The following is a 16,005-nucleotide window of genomic DNA, read 5'->3' on the forward strand; positions in this document are numbered from 1 at the left end:
GACAGCGTCCGCATTTTGTTCCGGAAGAGCACCTTTCATCTGCGCATTCGGTGAACCAAGTCCGCTGATTCGCCCTCTCTCTGACTGTTCGACGCTTTCTCCCGACCAGACCGAGCCCGAGGCGTGACCCGATGCCCGTGACCCGTCGCCGCTTCGCGGCCCTGCTCACCGTGCTGACAGCCGGCGCCGCCGGCGTGCTCTCCGTGGCCACCGGGCAGCTGACCACGGCCGAAGCCACCCAGGAGAAGAACCCGGACCCGGCCCGGCCGGCGAGCGTCACCACCGGCCCGGTCGTCCAGATCGTCGCCCACCCCGACGACGACCTGTTCTTCATGAACCCGGACCTCAGCCGATCCCTGCTGTCCGGCACCCAGGTCACCACCGCCTACCTCACCTCCGGCGAGTCCGACGGCCGCAACGAGGCCCACGGCGGCGCCGCCACCGACCCCGAACAGCCCGCCGACCGCGCCCACTACGCGGAGGCCCGGCAGAACGGCATCCGCTCCGCGTACGCGCAGATGGCCACCGGGGACCGCACCAGCGCGTGGAAGCGTACGGTCATACCCACCGAGGGCGGCGGACGCGCCGAGCTCGACGTCCTCATAGCAAAACCGCAGGTCAACCTCGTCTGGCTGATGCTGCGGGAGGCCCGCACCACCGCCGAGGAAACCCCCGAGAGCCTGCGCGGCCTGTGGAACGGCCGGATACCCGCGCTGGACTCGCAGCTCACCTCCGGCACCCCGGTCAAGCAGCCGTTCTCGTACACCAAGGACCAGCTCGTCCAGACGATAGCCGGGGTCCTGGACCGCTACCGGCCGACGACGATACGCATGCAGGACCCGACGCCGAACCGGTACGGCGAGAACGGGACCGGCCGGTTCACCGACCACCAGGACCACATGTACGGCGCCCGCTTCGTGCAGGCCGGCACCGCCGCCTACGCCGCCCAGGTCAGCAGGCGCCCGCACTTCACGGTCCAGAGCTACCTCGGCTACCACAACAGCACCCTGCCGCACTCGCTGGACCCGCAGACCGCCGAGACCAAGACCGGCTTCCTGAGGACCTACGCCTGGCAGGACCGCCAGGACTACTGCGGCAGCCCCTCGGGCTGCGGCGACCGCAAGGTCGCGGGCAACCCGACCGGACGCAACTGGGCCCAGTCGCTGCGCTACACCCGCGCCGACAACACCTCCTGGCTGACGGAGGGAACACCCGGCCGCCTGTGGGCCTTCGCCACCCTGGACGGCCAGACCGCGTACTGGACCCGCACCCCCGGCGGCGACTGGGCGGGCCCGGTGTTGCTCCCGGGCACGGGCATCGACCCGGGCGCCACCGCCGCCCGCCTCCCCGGCGGCCGCGTCGCCGTCCTCGCCACCCGCACCGCCTTCGGTGCCGCGCCCAGGGAGTACCGGCGCGAGGTCGTGTACGCCGTCCAGGCCGTGCCCGACGGCCCGTTCGGCCCCTGGCAGTCGCTCGGCACCCCGGAACGCACCGACGACGAGGGCACCTCGGCGATCAGCGCACCCGCGGTGTCCGTGGACGCGCGCGGCGCCGTCACCGTCTACCTCCGCGACTCGCGCCGCACCCTGCGCGCGAGCACGCAGCAGCCGGACGGCGGCTTCTCTCCGTGGGAACGGCTCGGCGGCGAGGACCTGCAGAGCGACCCGGTGACCGCGATCGACGCGGCCGGGCGGCGCCACGTGTACGCGACCACCACCGACTCCGTCCTCGCCTGGACCCAGCGCACCCCGGACACCCCGCTGCTCGGGCCCGCACCGACGGGCCTGCCCGCCACCACGGTCCCCCTCTCGGCCGCCCCGGACGGCGCGGGCGTCCGCCTCTTCTTCCGCCGCCCGGACTCGGGGGTCGTCCGCACCGCCCTGGTCACGGCGGGCCCCTCGGTCCGGCCGCACGTCTCCAGCGTCACGGAGGCGGGCGGCCGCGCGGGCTACGGCGCGGTCGGCGCGGCGGGCCGCCTCATGGTGGGCCGCGCGGACAGCGGCACCATCAGCACCACGGGCCTCGGCGGCCCGCCGGCGTGGGAGCAGTCCCGCATGCTCTTCGCGGGCGCCCCGTCGGCCGTCCTGGAGCCTTCGGGCACCACCACGACGGCGGTCCTGGGCCTGGACGCCGAACTCCACACGACGACGACCCCCGGCGCCACCAGGCGCCCCACCTGGCACCGCGCGGTCCACTGACGCCGGGCCGGACCTACCCGTGTGGGCCGCGGGTGGCTTCGGCGCGGCGGAAGGCCTCGTCGCAGGTACGGCCGGAGCGGGTGGCCACCAGCGTGAGGGTGTCGACGAGGCCGCCGTTGGTGAACTCCAGTCGCCAGGAGCCGCTCTGAAGCGCCACCGCCGGTACGGGCTCGCCCCGGCGGGCCGTGACCCGCCAGCCGCGCTCCCCCAGGGCGGCTTCGAGCGCCGCCAGCCGTCCGCCCTCGGCGGGGCCGTCGCCCCACCAGTCCGCGATGCAATCGGCGAGTTCCCCCTCCTCCGGGGGAGGCGCGGCGCCCGGGTTCAGCCCGGCCGCGCCGGCGGCGGCGGCGAGCTCCGCCGCGACCGTGCCGCGCGAGGGGTCTCCCCCGGCCCGGGCCGGAACCTTCACTCCCGCGGGCTCCCGTACCCAGCCGTCGCGACCGTCCTCCGCACCGGAAGCCAGCACGGCCCCACCGACGCCGAGCACCACGCCCCCGGCGACGGCCGCCCCCACGACGAGTCCCCTGCTCCTGCCCACGCTCTCCCCCTGCACCCGTGCGCCCCACCCGGGCGGCAGCCACATGCTAGGCGCCGCCACCCCACCCGGAAGCAACGCCTCCGGCCCAGCGGTCGACGACCGCCGGGCCGGAGGGACGCACCCGCTGAACTGCGGTTACAGCACCGGGAGGTTCTTGCGGAGTTCGAAGGCCGTGACCTCCGAGCGGTACTCCTCCCACTCCTGCTTCTTGTTGCGCAGGAAGAAGTCGAAGACGTGCTCGCCGAGGGTCTCGGCGACCAGTTCGCTGCGCTCCATCAGGGAGATGGCCTCGCCGAGGTTCTGCGGGAGGGGTTCGATGCCCATCGCGCGGCGTTCGGCGTCGGAGAGGGCCCAGACGTCGTCGTCGGCGCCCGCCGGGAGTTCGTAGCCCTCCTCGATGCCCTTGAGGCCGGCCGCCAGGAGCACCGCGTAGGTGAGGTACGGGTTCGCGCCCGAGTCGATCGAGCGGACCTCGACGCGCGAGGAGCCCGTCTTGCCCGGCTTGTACATCGGGACGCGGATCAGGGCCGAGCGGTTGTTGTGGCCCCAGCAGATGTACGAGGGGGCCTCGCCGCCCGCGCCGGCGCTGCGGGAGGAGCCGCCCCAGATGCGCTTGTAGGAGTTGACCCACTGGTTGGTGACCGCCGCCGTCTCGGCGGCGTGGCGCAGCAGGCCCGCGATGAAGGAGCGGCCGACCTTGGAGAGCTGGTACTCGGCGCCCGACTCGTAGAAGGCGTTGCGGTCGCCCTCGAAGAGGGAGAGGTGGGTGTGCATGCCCGAGCCGGGGTACTCCGAGAACGGCTTCGGCATGAAGGTGGCCTGGACGCCCTGTTCGAGGGCGACCTGCTTCATGACGAGGCGGAAGGTCATGATGTTGTCGGCCGTGGAGAGCGCGTCGGCGTAGCGCAGGTCGATCTCCTGCTGGCCGGGGGCGCCCTCGTGGTGGCTGAACTCCACCGAGATGCCCATGGATTCGAGCATGGTGATCGCCTGGCGGCGGAAGTCCATGCCCACGTTCTGCGGGGTGTGGTCGAAGTAGCCGGAGTTGTCGGCCGGGACCGGACGGGTGCCGTCCAGCGGCTTGTCCTTCAGCAGGAAGAACTCGATCTCCGGGTGGGTGTAGAAGGTGAAGCCCAGGTCGGAGGTCTTGGCGAGGATGCGCTTGAGGACGTAGCGCGGGTCCGCGAAGGACGGCGAGCCGTCCGGCATCAGGATGTCGCAGAACATCCGGGCGGTCCCGGGGGCCTCCGCGCGCCACGGCAGTATCTGGAACGTGCTCGGGTCCGGCTTGGCGATCATGTCGGACTCGTAGACCCGGGCGAAGCCCTCGATCGCGGAGCCGTCGAACCCGATGCCCTCGTCGAAGGCCTGCTCCAGCTCCGCCGGTGCGACCGCGACGGACTTGAGGAAGCCCAGTACGTCGGTGAACCACAGGCGCACGAAGCGGATGTCGCGCTCCTCAAGCGTCCGGAGGACGAATTCCTGCTGCTTGTCCATGCCTTCATCCTCGCAGTTCAGACGGCCTGTGCACCACCGCCTCGACCGTCGGGGCACACTCGGGCCCGCCCAGTATCACCAGTCGTGGTTTCCGCCACATTACGCACACGGGAAAGCTCGCGGCACCCCGCACTGACCTGGGAGCCGTCATGAGCATTACCATCTGCGCCCATGGGGGGCCGGCAGCACACGCAGCCGGGGCGTCGCGGACGTCCCGGGCTTCGGCGTGCCGCCCTGTTGATCGTCTTCGGGGTGCTGGCCGGCGCGTTGCTGCTGTGTGCGCGCTCGGGTGAGTCGCACGTCCCGTCGCAGGGTGTGCGCATGCAGCAGGCGGGGGCGGTGGCGCACGCCGTGTGCGTGTCGCCGGACGACCTGCCGGGCTGCTCGCCGCTCACCCGCGTCACTCCGGGCGTGCTGCCGGTGCCGCCGCCCGCCGTGACCGGCCCCGTGGGTGCGCCGGCGCCCGCCGCGATCGCCTCCAGGGCGTCGCGGATCCGGCTGTACGGGGCTCCGCCGCGTGCCCCCGACCTGTATGCCCTCCAGGTGCTGCGGACCTGAGCGGTCCGGTTCGGTTTCGCGTTCATCCACCCCCCTCAGCAGAAGGAACCAGGGCACATGGCCAGCAAGTCCGGCAGGACCAACCAGTACACCGACCCCAATTCCCGTCAGGCGCGCATAGCCGAGATGCGCCGCGCCGAGCAGATCCGGGAGCGGCGCAACAAGGCCATCGCGATCACGGCCGCGTCGGCCGTCGTCGTCGGCCTCGTCGGCTTCGGCGCCTGGGTGCTGATCGACCAGAAGCAGGCCGAGCAGCGCAAGGAGGCGGCCGCGGCGAAGATCCGCAAGGAGGCCGAGGAGATCCGCAAGCAGCCCGTCGAGGGCGAGCAGCTGTGGGACGCGAAGACGCTGGGGCGCAACCACGTCGAGACCCCGGTGAAGTACGAGATGAACCCGCCGGTCGGTGGTGACCACCACCCCCGCTGGATGAACTGCAACGGTGACGTCTACAAGAGCCCGGTGCCGGAGGTGAACGCCGTGCACTCGCTGGAGCACGGCGCGGTGTGGGTGACGTACAACGAGAAGGCGCCCAAGGCCGACGTGGACAAGCTCGCCGCGACCGTCGGCAAGACGCCGTACACGCTGATGAGCCCGGTCAAGGAGCAGACCGGGGCGATCATGCTCAGTGCGTGGGGCAAGCAGCTGACCGTGGACAGCGCGGACGACCCGCGGGTGTCGAAGTTCTTCACGAAGTACGTGCAGGGCGAGCAGACCCCGGAGCCGGGCGCGGCCTGCACGAGCGGGCTGGCCGGCAAGTGAGCCGCCCGACGGGCCCGGACCGCCCCGTGCCCCGTACGTACTGGGTCGCGGGCACGGCCGTCCTGCTGGCCCTGCTGTTCGCGGCGGCCGCCACGGTGGCCGCGGCGAGCGGCGGCGGTTCGGCCGGTCCCGGTGCGGGAGCGCCCCGCACCCCGGAGGTCCGGTCCGCGGACGCGGGCTTCGCCCGGGACATGGCGGTGCACCACCAGCAGGCGGTGGAGATGTCCTTCATCGTCCGCGACCGCACCCAGGACGAGCCGGTACGCACCCTCGCCTACGACATCGCCAACACCCAGGCCAACCAGCGGGGCATGCTGCTCGGCTGGCTGGACCTGTGGGGGCTGCCGAAGGTGGTGGCCGGCGAGCCGCCGATGTCCTGGATGGGGACCTCCGGCGGCCATGGCGGGCACGCGGGGCACGGCGCCGACGCGGGCGCCGCCAAGCCCGGCGCGCTGATGCCGGGCATGGCCACCAAGGAGGAGCTGGACCGGCTGGGGGCCGTCTCGGGCCGGGATGCGGAGGTGCTCTTCCTCCAGCTGATGACCGACCACCACAAGGGCGGCGTCGCGATGGCCGAGGGCTGTGCGCAGCAGTGCGAGACCCCGGTCGAGCGGGCGCTGGCGCAGGGCATGGTCGACGCGCAGCGCTCGGAGCTCACCCTGATGGCGGACATGCTGCGGCAGCGCGGATCCGCACCGCGCGGGTGACGGGACACGCCCGTACCGTGGTGAGAGGCGCCCTCTCACCCGTACGGGCGTGTGCTCCGCCGGCGGGGGACGCCACGCCGGACGCGTCCGCGCCCGGTGCCGACGGCGTGCTCAGGAGGTTCAGCGATGACCACCGCCGCAGACATCATGCACCCCGGGGCCCAGTGGATTGCCGCCACCGAGACCCTCGACCGGGCCGCCCAGCTGATGGCCCGGCTCAATGTGGGCGCCCTGCCGATCAGTGACACCGAGGAGCGGCTGTGCGGCATCATCACCGACCGCGACATCGTCGTGAACTGTGTGGCCAGGGGCCACGACCCGGCCAAGGTCACCTGCGGTGACATGGCCCGGGGCACCCCGCGCTGGATCGACGCGGGCGCGGACGTCGGCGACGTGCTGGACGAGATGCAGAGCCACCAGATCCGCCGGCTGCCCGTGATCCGGAACAAGAAGCTGGTGGGCATGATCAGCGAGGCCGACCTCGCCCAGCACCTCTCCGACGACCAGATGGCCACCTTCGTGGAGAAGGTCTACGCGCGGGTCTGACCGGGACGGGGAACGTCCTGCCCGGCCGTTGCCAGGACCGTCCGCGCCACCTGGCCCGGGCGGTCCAGCATGACCAGGTGGCCGGCGGGTTCGGCGACCTCGAAGCGGGCGTCGAGCAGGTCGGCGAGGGCGGCCTGCCGGGACAGCCAGCGCAGCGCCGGGCGCCCGGCGCTGCCGTCGTGGCCGGCGAGGACGGTGGTGGGCGCGTCGAGCGGGTGCGTCCGCCGCAGGGCCTGCAGCTCGGCGGCCATGTCGAGGTAGCGGGAGTTCTCCAGCAGGGCGCCGCGCCAGACCCGGCCGGTGCGGTAGCAGCGGCGTACGAGGTCCCGTGCGGCCGGGTCGGGGCCGCCGGTGCGGGAGGCGCGTACGGTCGCCCGCCGGGCCAGCGGTCCCAGCGCGGCCGGAAGTCCGGCGGCGGTGACGGCCCGGCCGAGGGCGCGGGCGGCCCCGGTGCGCAGTGCGGCGGGCAGGACCGTGTGCGGGGCCTCCTCGACACTGCCGTCGAGCAGGACCAGAGCGGCGGTGCGCCGCGGGTACAGGCGGGCGAAGGCCTCGGCATGGAACGCGGCGATGGAGTGCCCGACGACGGTGACGGGACCGGCGCCCGGCGCGCCGAGTCCCAGCGCGTCGAGCAGCCCGGCGATGCGGCGGGCCTCCCCGGCGGTGGTGGGCGGCTCGGTGGCGGGGCCGCTGAGGCCGTGTCCGGGGCGGTCGAAGCGCACGACGGTGCGGCCCGCGGCGACGAGCGGTGCGACGACCGGGTCCCAGTCGAACCAGGCCATGGCGAGTCCGGCACTGAGGACGCACACGGGTCCCCGGCCTTCGACGACGACGTGCAGGGGGACCCCGTCGCCGGGGTGGGCGGTGACGAACCGGCCGGTGACGCTCACGTACGGCCTTCCTTGTGGACGGAGTGGGCGAGCAGGCCCAGCCAGAGCGCGACGAGGAGCACCTGCATCCGCTGGCCGGCGCCGAGGGCCCAGGTCCCGCGCCCGGCCGTGAACAGGGCTATCGCGGACAGGGTCCAGACGGTGGCGAGGAGTTCGAGGGCGACGAGGGCGGGGCCGTACCGGGCGAGCGGGGCGAACCAGCCGTAGCGGCGGGCGGCGACCGTGAGGGCGACCAGGCCGACGAGGGCCCCGGTCATGGCGAGGCTGCTGCTGACGGCGTGGGCCTGGTGGGTCGCGGGGACCAGGCCGGCGGTCTCCCGGGCCGCGCATTCGGGGTCCACGGTGGGCTGGCAGCTCAGCGGCAGCCAGGCGTCGGCGGCGGTGGCCGCGCCGAAGAGGGCGACCCCGCACCAGCCGGTGACCGCCCAGGCGCGGCGGGACTCCGCGTACTTCAGCAGCCGGACGAGCGCCAGGAGTCCTCCGGAGAAGGCCAGCAGCCCGGCGGTGAAGTCGGTGGCCCGGAAGAGGCCGCCGAGCGGCTGGTCCTGGGCGGCGAGTTCGCTGACGTACGTCTCGATGGGGTTGAGGCCCGTGGAGAGGACGACTTCGAGCACCCACGCCGTGTAGGCGGCCGCTGCGAGACCGATCAGGGTGGCGACCGGCCAGGCGGTCCTCTGCGAGAGTCCATGTGGGGACATAGTGTGACTAATCCTAAGCAGACGTGGGGTCGTTCCTTCGATCGGATACCCACCCCGGGTAGGGTTCCCGTCATGACGCGCAGTGCTCGGCGAGCCGCCCCGGGGGCCCGGTTGCTGCTGCTCGCCGCACTGTTGCTGGGCATCGTCGCCCTGCACGCCTTGGGCCGTCCGACCGAGACCCACGCCGTGCAAGACGTGTCCCCGGCCCACTCCGTTGCTTCGGCGGAGCAGCCGGCCCCCGCCGTCCACGGTGGCGCTCGCCACACCGTGGCCACGGCCGCCGGCGTGCCCCGGCCCGCGGTCCCCGCGTGGGGGTACGAGATGCCCGCGACCGAGACGGACCCCACGTCGGTCTGCCTGGCCGTGCTCGCGGGGCTCGTCGTGCTGCTCATCGGCACCGCCCGGACCGGATCCCGAGGCGCCGCGCCGCTCGGGGGCGCGGCCCGCATACCGGTCCGGTCCGGCGGCGGTCCGGACCCGCCCTCGCCCCGCGAGCTCCTCACCCGGCTGGCGGTCCTGCGGGTGTAGGCCGACGACGCCGCCCCCGCATGCCCGCGCGTGCCGGGGCGGCGCCGAACCGTGCCCATGCATCCGTAACACCACACCCATGAGGTGCTCCCATGCGCTCCCTCCCCACCCGCCGCACCGTGCTCGGCGCATCCGCGGCCGTCCTCGGCTCCGGGCTGCTCGCTTCCTGCGCGGGATCCGCCGGATCCTCCCGATCCGGCGGAGGATCCGGGTCCGGCGGCACCGGCCACGGCTCGATGAACCACGGAGGCTCCATCGGCGACGTGCCCGAGGGGTACGTGGACCCGGCGGGGCCCGAGGTGCGGGCGGCCGAGGCCGCCCGCAAGGCCACCGGCCCCCTCACCGAGGTCAAGGTGACGGCCACCGCCACGCCGCTCGACCTCGGCGCCGGCATCACCGTCCGCTCCTGGGCCTACGGGGACAAGCTGCCGGGCCAGGAGGTCCGGGCCACCGCGGGCGGCACGCTCGCCCTCACCCTGGCCAACAACCTCCCCGAGGCCACCTCCCTGCACTGGCACGGCCTCGCCCTGCGCAACGACATGGACGGGGTCCCGGGACTGACCCAGCGGGACATCGCCCCGGGTGGTTCCTTCCCGTACAGGTTCGCCGTGCCGACCCCGGGCACGTACTGGTTCCATCCGCACACCGGGGTCCAGCAGGACCGCGGCCTGTACGGCGCGCTCGTCATCGAGGACCCCAAGGAACCCCTCTCCTACGACGAGGAGTGGGTGGTGGTCCTGGACGACTGGATCGACGGGGTGGACGGAGCCACCCCGGACGCCGTCCTCGCCGAGCTCCGCAAGGGCATGAACGGCAACGCCGGAGCCCACGCCGTCCACGGCCGGAGCGCCTCCCCCTCCGCCTCCCCCTCCGCCGCGCCCTCCCCCGGCGGCCCGAAGAAGCGCTCCTACGTCGCCATGGGCGGCCACAGCGACTACCTCGGCGGGGACGCGGGCGACGTCGCCTACGCCTACTACCTGATCAACGGGCGGGTGGCCGACGATCCTTCGGTACTCACCGCCAAGCCCGGCGACCGGATCCGGCTGCGCATCGTCAACGCCGGCGGGGACACCGCCTTCCGGATCGCCCTCGGCGACCACGAGATGACGGTCACCCACGCCGACGGATACCCGGTCGTACCGACGCAGACGGGGTCCCTGCTGCTGGGCATGGGCGAGCGGTACGACGTCCTGGTCACCGCCAAGGACGGGGTGTTCCCCCTCACCGCGCTGGCCGAGGGCAAGGAGGGCTCGGCGCTGGCGGTGCTGCGCACCGGGTCGGGAACGGCGCCCACGCCCGCGACCCGGCCGGCCGAACTGGACGCTCCGCCGCTGATGGCGGACGCACTCCGGGCCGCCGAACCGGTCGCCCTGGCCCCGCGCGACCCGGACCGTACGGTGCAGATCCGGCTCACCGGGTCCATGACCAACTACAACTGGGCCTTCGACGGCAAGCCGTACACCCCCGACCAGCGGCACCCGGTCAAGGCGGGCGAGCGGGTCCGGCTGGTGTTCGCCAACGCCACGCCCATGTGGCACCCCGTACACCTGCACGGCCACACCTTCGCGCTGGGCGGGCAGGAGGGCGGGCCGCGCAAGGACACCGCGATCCTCCTGCCCGGGCGCCGGCTGACGCTGGACTTCGACGCGGACAACCCCGGGCTGTGGATGACGCACTGCCACAACGTCTACCACTCGGAGTCCGGGATGATGACGGTGCTCGGCTACCAGCTGTAGGGCGGGCGGAGCGGAAATCCGGCGGGGCCTCGGGCACGGGCATGACACCCTTGCGGTGATCACGACTGCCGCTGCAAAAGGACTGACCCGCCGGTATGAGCACCCCGCCGAACCCGCCCAGCACTCCCGCCGGTCCGCCGACCGGGCCGGCGGACACCCCGACACCCGAGACGGACTCCATACCCGCGCCCGCGCAGCCGCTGTCACTGGAGAAGACCCCGGAGGCCCCGGCGGCCCCCGAGACCCCGGCGGCCCCCGAGACCCCGGCGGCCCCCGAGACCCCGGCGGCCCCCGCGCCCGCGCCCGCGGCACCGGAGCCGGTACGGCCCCCGTCGGCCTTCGCCCCGCCGACGCCGCCCGCTCCCACCCCCGCGGGGGCCCCGGGCTACGGCACCCCGGCACCTCAGAGCCACCAGTGGGGTGCGCCCACCCCCGCCTTCCCCGGAGCCCCGTACCCCGGGTACGCGCAGCCCGCCCCGACCGGAAACGGCCTGGCGGTGGCCGCCGTCATCACCGGTGGCTTCGGCATCGTCCTGGGCGTCATCCCGTTCCTCTTCTGGGCCGGCACCCTGGTCGCCGCCGTCGGCGTGGGCCTCGGCATCGGCGGTGTCGTCCGCGCCAACAAGGGCGCGCCGAACAAGTCGATGGCCGTCGTCGGCACCGTTCTCGCCGTACTCGGCCTGCTCTCCTCGGTCGGCGGCTTCTTCCTCACCTTCCTGGTCGTCGACAGGGCCGAGAGCCGTGCCGACCGGCAGGTCGAGGAGCACCTGGGACGGGACGGACGCCGCCCCGGCAAGGAGCCCCGGCCCTCCACGCCGCCTTCGCCCACCCAGGTCCCCGGGCTGACCAGCGCGCTGCCGTTCGGCGAGACCTTCACGTACTCGAACGGCATCAAGGTGAGCCTCTCGGTTCCGACGGCGTACGAGCCGAAGAGCAAGTACTCCCGCGAGAGGATCAAGAACGCGGTCCAGCTCACCGTCACCATCACCAACGGGTCGACCGAGCCGCACGACGTGATCTTCGCCGTGCCCAACGTCCGTGACGACCAGGGCATGACCGCCGACATCGTCTACGACGGCGGGCAGGTACCGAAGATGCTCTCGGGTTCGGTCCTGCCGGGCGAATCCGCCAGCGGGATCATGGCCTTCGAGGTGCCCGAGGGCACCAGGAGCATCTCCGCGGACATCACCGCCGGGATCATGTTCGACCGCGTGAAGTACGCGGGCCCGATCGGCTGACGTAGCGTCACATCGCAGGAAACAGGCGGGGTCCAGGACATCGCGTCAGAAAGACGATTACACTGGGCCCCGTGCCTCAACTTCGACTCGCTCTGAACCAGATCGACTCCCACGTCGGCGACATCGCCGCGAACGCCGACTCGGTCGTCCACTGGACCCGGCACTCCGCCGAGCAGGGTGCCCACCTGGTGGCGTTCCCGGAGATGATGCTGACCGGGTACCCCGTCGAGGACCTCGCCCTGCGCGGTTCCTTCGTGGAGGCCTCCCGGGCCGCGCTGCGCGGGCTCGCGGAGCGGCTGGCCGCCGAGGGCCTCGGCGAGCTGCCGGTCGTCGTCGGCTACCTCGACCGCACCGAGCGGGCCGTACCCCGCCTGGGCCGCCCGGCCGGCTCCCCCGAGAACGCGGCCGCCGTGCTGCACCGCGGACAGGTCGTCCTGCGCTTCGCCAAGCACCACCTCCCCAACTACGGCGTGTTCGACGAGTTCCGGTACTTCGTGCCGGGCGACACCCAGCCGGTGATCCGGGTGAGCGGGGTCGACGTGGCCCTGGCCATCTGCGAGGACCTCTGGCAGGAGGGCGGCCGGGTCCCGGCCACCCGCTCCGCCGGGGCCGGGCTGCTGATCTCCGTGAACGCGTCCCCGTACGAGCGCGACAAGGACGACCAGCGCCTCGAACTGGTCCAGAAGCGGGCGCAGGAGGCCGGCTGCACCCTCGCCTACCTGGCGATGATCGGCGGCCAGGACGAGCTGGTCTTCGACGGCGACTCGATCGTCGTCGACGCCCACGGGCAGGTCGTCGCCCGCGCCCCGCAGTTCTCCGAGGGCTGCGTCCTGGTCGACCTCGACCTTCCGGCCGCCCGTGCCGACGCCCCCGAGGGCGTGGTGGACGACGGGCTGCGGATCGAGCGCGTGATCCTCTCCGAGGAGCCCGTCGCACCGTACGAGCCGGTGGTCACCGGCGGATACGCCGACCGGCTCGACGACGACGAGGAGGTCTACGACGCGCTCGTCGTGGGACTGCGCGCCTACGTAAGGAAGAACGGGTTCCGCTCGGTCCTGATCGGGCTCTCCGGAGGCATCGACTCCGCGCTCGTCGCCGCCATCGCCTGCGACGCGATCGGCGCGCAGAACGTCCACGGCGTCTCGATGCCCTCGAAGTACTCCTCGGACCACTCCCGCAGCGACGCGGCCGAGCTGGCCGAGCGCACCGGGCTGAACTTCCGGACCGTCTCCATCGAGCCGATGTTCGACGCCTACATGGGCTCGCTGGGCCTGACCGGCCTGGCCGAGGAGAACCTCCAGTCCCGGCTGCGCGGCACCCTGCTGATGGCCCTGTCCAACCAGGAGGGCCACATCGTGCTGGCCCCGGGCAACAAGTCGGAGCTGGCCGTCGGCTACTCCACCCTGTACGGCGACTCGGTGGGCGCGTACGGCCCGATCAAGGACGTCTACAAGTCGGACGTGTTCCGGCTCGCGGAGTACCGCAACCGGGCCGCCGCCGAGCGCGGTGAGGTCCCGCCGATCCCGGAGAACTCGATCGTGAAGCCGCCGAGCGCCGAGCTGCGGCCGGGCCAGGTGGACACGGACTCGCTGCCCGACTACCCGGTCCTCGACGCGGTCCTGGCCATGTACGTGGACCGCGACCAGGGCCTCGACGAGATCGTGGCGGCCGGCTTCGACCCGGAGCTGGTGGCCAGGACCCTGCGGATGGTGGACACGGCGGAGTACAAGCGCCGCCAGTACCCGCCGGGCACGAAGATCTCCGCGAAGGGCTTCGGCAAGGACCGCCGGCTGCCCATCACGAACGGCTGGCGCGAACAGGCGTAGGAACGGCGCGGCCCCGGCCGCTCTCCGGGGAGAGCGGCCGGGGCCTTCGGCGCTTGCGCGTCCGTCAGGGCTTCACGGTGACCCGGGCGGCGACGGGAAGGTGGTCGCTGCCGGTGCGGGGCAGCGTCCAGGAGGCCTCCGGCTTGATCCCGCGGACCATGATCTGGTCGATCCGGGCCATCGGGAACTGCGCCGGCCAGCTGAAGCCGAAGCCGTCGCCCGCCGCGCCCTGGGTGGAGCGCATCTGCGAGGTGACCTCGGAGAGGGCGCGGTCGTTCATCGTTCCGTTGAGGTCGCCGAGCAGGATGACCTTCTTCAGCGGTTCGGCGGCGAGCGCGGCGCCCAGCGCGTCGGCGCTGTCGTCACGCTGGTTTGCGGTGAAGCCGGCGTTCAGCTTGACCCGGACGGAGGGCAGGTGGGCGACGAAGGCGGCGACCGGCCCCTGGGGGGTGGCGACGGTGGCGCGCATGGCCCGGGTCCAGCCCATCCGGATGTCGACGGGCGCGCTCGCGGTGAGCGGGTACTTGCTCCACAGGCCGACGGTGCCCTCGACGGAGTGGTACTTGTACGTGGCCGCGAGGGCCTTCTCGTAGACGGGGACGGCGCTGCCCTTGAGCTCGGTCAGGGCCAGCACGTCGGCCCCGGACCGGGCCACCGACTCGGCGGTGCCGCGCGGGTCCGGGTTGTCGGCGTCGACGTTGTGGGCGGCCACCACCAGGTTGCCGCCGGAGCCGGACTTGTCGCTGACCAGGCCGCCGAAGAGGTTCGCCCAGACCGCGGCCGTCAGCAGTATCGCGAGGAGCGCGGTGGCGGACCTGCGGTAGACGGCCCCCGCCAGCAGCAGCGGGACGGCCAGGCCCAGCCAGGGCAGGAAGGTCTCGGTGAGGCTGCCGAGGTTGCCCACGTGGTTGGGCAGGTCCGCGTGGAAGATCATGACGAGGGAGATCAGCAGGGCGATCCCGGCGAGGACCCAGCCCCGCCGCCAGATACCGGGGTCCCCGCGCAGGGCGGTCAGCCGGCGCCGGAGAGGGGTCCCGGAGGGCTCGTGCTCCGAGCCGCCGTTCCCCGACTCCGTCATGTACGCCTGTGCCATACCGCTGCCCTCACTGCCGTGCTCGCGCTCCGTCCCCGCCCCTTGACCCTAGGCGATGAACCGGAGCCTTCCGTGCCGTACGTCACGACCGCCGGTCACGGTCGTACGTCCGGGAGGACGAACGGCCGTACGCAGGGGGTTCCGCTTGTCACGAAACGCGCACATTGGATCCCGTGGCCAGGCTCGCACCGCGGAGCACTTCCGCCTTTGCCCGCGCGGATGCCACCATGGGGGGTGAGTCCGGGGACGTCGTAAGGGCGCCTCGAGATGACACAAGGAGCAGTTGCAATGACGCCTGCCGTTTCGCCTGCCCGCGAACCCGCATCCGCGGCCTCCGCCACCCTGTACGGAGGCACGGGCACCCGGCGCATCACCGTCCGCGACCTGGCCCTCGCCAAGGAACGCGGCGAGAAGTGGCCCATGCTCACCGCCTACGACGCGATGACCGCGTCCGTCTTCGACGAGGCCGGCATCCCGGTCATCCTCGTCGGCGACTCCATGGGCAACTGCCACCTCGGCTACGACTCCACCGTCCCGGTGACGATGGACCACATGAGCATGCTCTCGGCGGCCGTCGTACGCGGCACGAGCCGTGCGCTGGTCGTCGGCGACATGCCGTTCGGCTCGTACCAGGAAGGCGCGGTGCAGGCCCTGCGCAGCGCCACCCGTCTCGTCAAGGAGGCCGGGGTCGGCGCGGTGAAGCTGGAGGGCGGCGAGCGCTCGCTGGCCCAGACCGAGCTGATCGTGCAGTCCGGCATCCCCGTCATGTCCCACCTGGGCCTGACCCCGCAGTCCGTCAACGCCATGGGCTACCGGGTCCAGGGCCGCGGCGACGAGGCCGCGCACCGGCTGCTGCGCGATGCGAAGGCGGCGCAGGACGCGGGCGCGTTCGCGGTGGTGCTGGAGCTCGTCCCGGCCGAGCTGGCCGCGGAGGTCACCCGGTCCCTGCACATCCCGACGGTCGGCATCGGGGCGGGCGCGGAGTGCGACGCGCAGGTGCTGGTGTGGACCGACATGATGGGCCTGACCGGCGGGAAGATGCCGAAGTTCGTCAAGCAGTACGCGAAGCTCCGCGAGACGATGACGGGCGCGGCGAGGGCCTTCGCCGAGGACGTGGTCGGCGGAACGTTCCCGCAGGCGGAGCACGCCTTCCACTGATCGCACGCGATCGCTCCGACAGCCCGCCGACCGCG

General features: G+C 73.0%; 15 protein-coding genes. 10 read left to right on the forward strand and 5 right to left on the reverse strand.

The annotated features are described in order from the left end of the window. The first annotated feature begins 131 nt into the window (after positions 1–131). On the forward strand, positions 132–2,198 hold the full coding sequence (locus DEJ51_RS09460) for a PIG-L family deacetylase (RefSeq protein WP_150257193.1): 2,067 nt from the start codon (positions 132–134) through the stop codon (positions 2,196–2,198). A gap of 13 nt (positions 2,199–2,211) precedes the next feature. Here the strand turns inward: DEJ51_RS09460 and DEJ51_RS09465 are convergent, their stop codons facing one another. Both DEJ51_RS09465 and DEJ51_RS09470 read right to left on the reverse strand, forming a co-directional pair. After that, on the reverse strand, positions 2,212–2,736 hold the full coding sequence (locus DEJ51_RS09465; protein WP_150257194.1) for a hypothetical protein: 525 nt from the start codon (positions 2,734–2,736) through the stop codon (positions 2,212–2,214). Between the two features lie 135 nt (positions 2,737–2,871). After that, positions 2,872–4,233 (reverse strand): glutamine synthetase family protein, encoded by a 1,362-nt coding sequence (locus DEJ51_RS09470; RefSeq protein ID WP_030772013.1) that lies wholly within the window; start codon positions 4,231–4,233, stop codon positions 2,872–2,874. Between the two features lie 171 nt (positions 4,234–4,404). Between DEJ51_RS09470 and DEJ51_RS09475 the strand changes: the two genes are divergently transcribed. The 4 genes from DEJ51_RS09475 to DEJ51_RS09490 all read left to right on the forward strand — a co-directional run bounded on the left by DEJ51_RS09475 (position 4,405) and on the right by DEJ51_RS09490 (position 6,803). Next, the gene (locus DEJ51_RS09475) at positions 4,405–4,791 is read left to right on the forward strand and encodes a hypothetical protein (RefSeq protein ID WP_150257195.1); all 387 of its coding nucleotides are present in this window, start codon (positions 4,405–4,407) and stop codon (positions 4,789–4,791) included. Between the two features lie 57 nt (positions 4,792–4,848). Further along, positions 4,849–5,550, forward strand: coding sequence for a DUF3105 domain-containing protein (locus DEJ51_RS09480; RefSeq protein WP_150257196.1), 702 nt, complete (start codon positions 4,849–4,851; stop codon positions 5,548–5,550). A gap of 26 nt (positions 5,551–5,576) precedes the next feature. After that, a complete protein-coding gene (locus DEJ51_RS09485; RefSeq protein WP_150257197.1) occupies positions 5,577–6,257 on the forward strand; it encodes a DUF305 domain-containing protein in 681 nt (226 codons plus the stop codon). A gap of 126 nt (positions 6,258–6,383) precedes the next feature. Then, positions 6,384–6,803, forward strand: a complete 420-nt coding sequence (locus DEJ51_RS09490) for a CBS domain-containing protein (protein WP_150257198.1) — start codon at positions 6,384–6,386, stop codon at positions 6,801–6,803. Here DEJ51_RS09490 and DEJ51_RS09495 read toward each other — a convergent pair. Together DEJ51_RS09495 and DEJ51_RS09500 are read right to left on the reverse strand one after the other, a co-directional pair. Further along, positions 6,788–7,693 (reverse strand): alpha/beta fold hydrolase, encoded by a 906-nt coding sequence (locus DEJ51_RS09495; RefSeq protein WP_223835737.1) that lies wholly within the window; start codon positions 7,691–7,693, stop codon positions 6,788–6,790. The two genes, DEJ51_RS09490 and DEJ51_RS09495, sit on opposite strands and share 16 nt — an antisense overlap. Then, a complete protein-coding gene (locus tag DEJ51_RS09500; RefSeq protein WP_150257199.1) occupies positions 7,690–8,391 on the reverse strand; it encodes a DUF998 domain-containing protein in 702 nt (233 codons plus the stop codon). Before DEJ51_RS09500 ends, DEJ51_RS09495 begins: the two co-directional genes overlap by 4 nt. A 72-nt stretch (positions 8,392–8,463) precedes the next feature. Between DEJ51_RS09500 and DEJ51_RS09505 the strand changes: the two genes are divergently transcribed. The 4 genes from DEJ51_RS09505 to DEJ51_RS09520 all read left to right on the forward strand — a co-directional run bounded on the left by DEJ51_RS09505 (position 8,464) and on the right by DEJ51_RS09520 (position 13,719). After that, positions 8,464–8,919 (forward strand): hypothetical protein, encoded by a 456-nt coding sequence (locus DEJ51_RS09505; RefSeq protein ID WP_150257200.1) that lies wholly within the window; start codon positions 8,464–8,466, stop codon positions 8,917–8,919. Between the two features lie 92 nt (positions 8,920–9,011). Further along, on the forward strand, positions 9,012–10,655 hold the full coding sequence (locus DEJ51_RS09510) for a multicopper oxidase family protein (protein WP_150257201.1): 1,644 nt from the start codon (positions 9,012–9,014) through the stop codon (positions 10,653–10,655). 95 nt (positions 10,656–10,750) lie between these two features. Then, positions 10,751–11,893 carry a DUF4352 domain-containing protein gene (locus DEJ51_RS09515; RefSeq protein WP_150257202.1) on the forward strand — a complete coding sequence of 381 codons (1,143 nt, stop codon included), beginning with the start codon at positions 10,751–10,753 and terminating at the stop codon, positions 11,891–11,893. Between the two features lie 71 nt (positions 11,894–11,964). Beyond that, positions 11,965–13,719 (forward strand): NAD+ synthase, encoded by a 1,755-nt coding sequence (locus DEJ51_RS09520; protein ID WP_150257203.1) that lies wholly within the window; start codon positions 11,965–11,967, stop codon positions 13,717–13,719. 64 nt (positions 13,720–13,783) lie between these two features. Here the strand turns inward: DEJ51_RS09520 and DEJ51_RS09525 are convergent, their stop codons facing one another. After that, the gene (locus tag DEJ51_RS09525) at positions 13,784–14,812 is read right to left on the reverse strand and encodes an endonuclease/exonuclease/phosphatase family protein (RefSeq protein ID WP_150257204.1); all 1,029 of its coding nucleotides are present in this window, start codon (positions 14,810–14,812) and stop codon (positions 13,784–13,786) included. Between the two features lie 288 nt (positions 14,813–15,100). Here DEJ51_RS09525 and panB point away from each other — a divergent pair, with 288 nt between their 5' ends. Next, positions 15,101–15,970, forward strand: coding sequence for a 3-methyl-2-oxobutanoate hydroxymethyltransferase (gene panB / locus DEJ51_RS09530; protein ID WP_150257205.1), 870 nt, complete (start codon positions 15,101–15,103; stop codon positions 15,968–15,970). Positions 15,971–16,005 lie beyond the last annotated feature (35 nt).

This window comes from Streptomyces venezuelae, from assembly GCF_008642275.1.
Lineage (GTDB): Bacteria > Actinomycetota > Actinomycetes > Streptomycetales > Streptomycetaceae > Streptomyces > Streptomyces venezuelae_E.

What these genes read in the sequence shown, in the direction of transcription:
- DEJ51_RS09525 (WP_150257204.1), bottom strand. Translation starts at nt 14,812, where the DNA reads ATGGCACAGGCGTACATGACGGAGTCGGGGAACGGCGGCTCGGAGCAC.
- DEJ51_RS09500 (WP_150257199.1), bottom strand. Translation starts at nt 8,391, where the DNA reads ATGTCCCCACATGGACTCTCGCAGAGGACCGCCTGGCCGGTCGCCACC.
- DEJ51_RS09510 (WP_150257201.1), top strand. Translation starts at nt 9,012, where the DNA reads ATGCGCTCCCTCCCCACCCGCCGCACCGTGCTCGGCGCATCCGCGGCC.
- DEJ51_RS09475 (WP_150257195.1), top strand. Translation starts at nt 4,405, where the DNA reads ATGGGGGGCCGGCAGCACACGCAGCCGGGGCGTCGCGGACGTCCCGGG.
- DEJ51_RS09470 (WP_030772013.1), bottom strand. Translation starts at nt 4,233, where the DNA reads ATGGACAAGCAGCAGGAATTCGTCCTCCGGACGCTTGAGGAGCGCGAC.
- panB (WP_150257205.1), top strand. Translation starts at nt 15,101, where the DNA reads ATGACGCCTGCCGTTTCGCCTGCCCGCGAACCCGCATCCGCGGCCTCC.
- DEJ51_RS09515 (WP_150257202.1), top strand. Translation starts at nt 10,751, where the DNA reads ATGAGCACCCCGCCGAACCCGCCCAGCACTCCCGCCGGTCCGCCGACC.
- DEJ51_RS09505 (WP_150257200.1), top strand. Translation starts at nt 8,464, where the DNA reads ATGACGCGCAGTGCTCGGCGAGCCGCCCCGGGGGCCCGGTTGCTGCTG.
- DEJ51_RS09460 (WP_150257193.1), top strand. Translation starts at nt 132, where the DNA reads ATGCCCGTGACCCGTCGCCGCTTCGCGGCCCTGCTCACCGTGCTGACA.
- DEJ51_RS09480 (WP_150257196.1), top strand. Translation starts at nt 4,849, where the DNA reads ATGGCCAGCAAGTCCGGCAGGACCAACCAGTACACCGACCCCAATTCC.
- DEJ51_RS09490 (WP_150257198.1), top strand. Translation starts at nt 6,384, where the DNA reads ATGACCACCGCCGCAGACATCATGCACCCCGGGGCCCAGTGGATTGCC.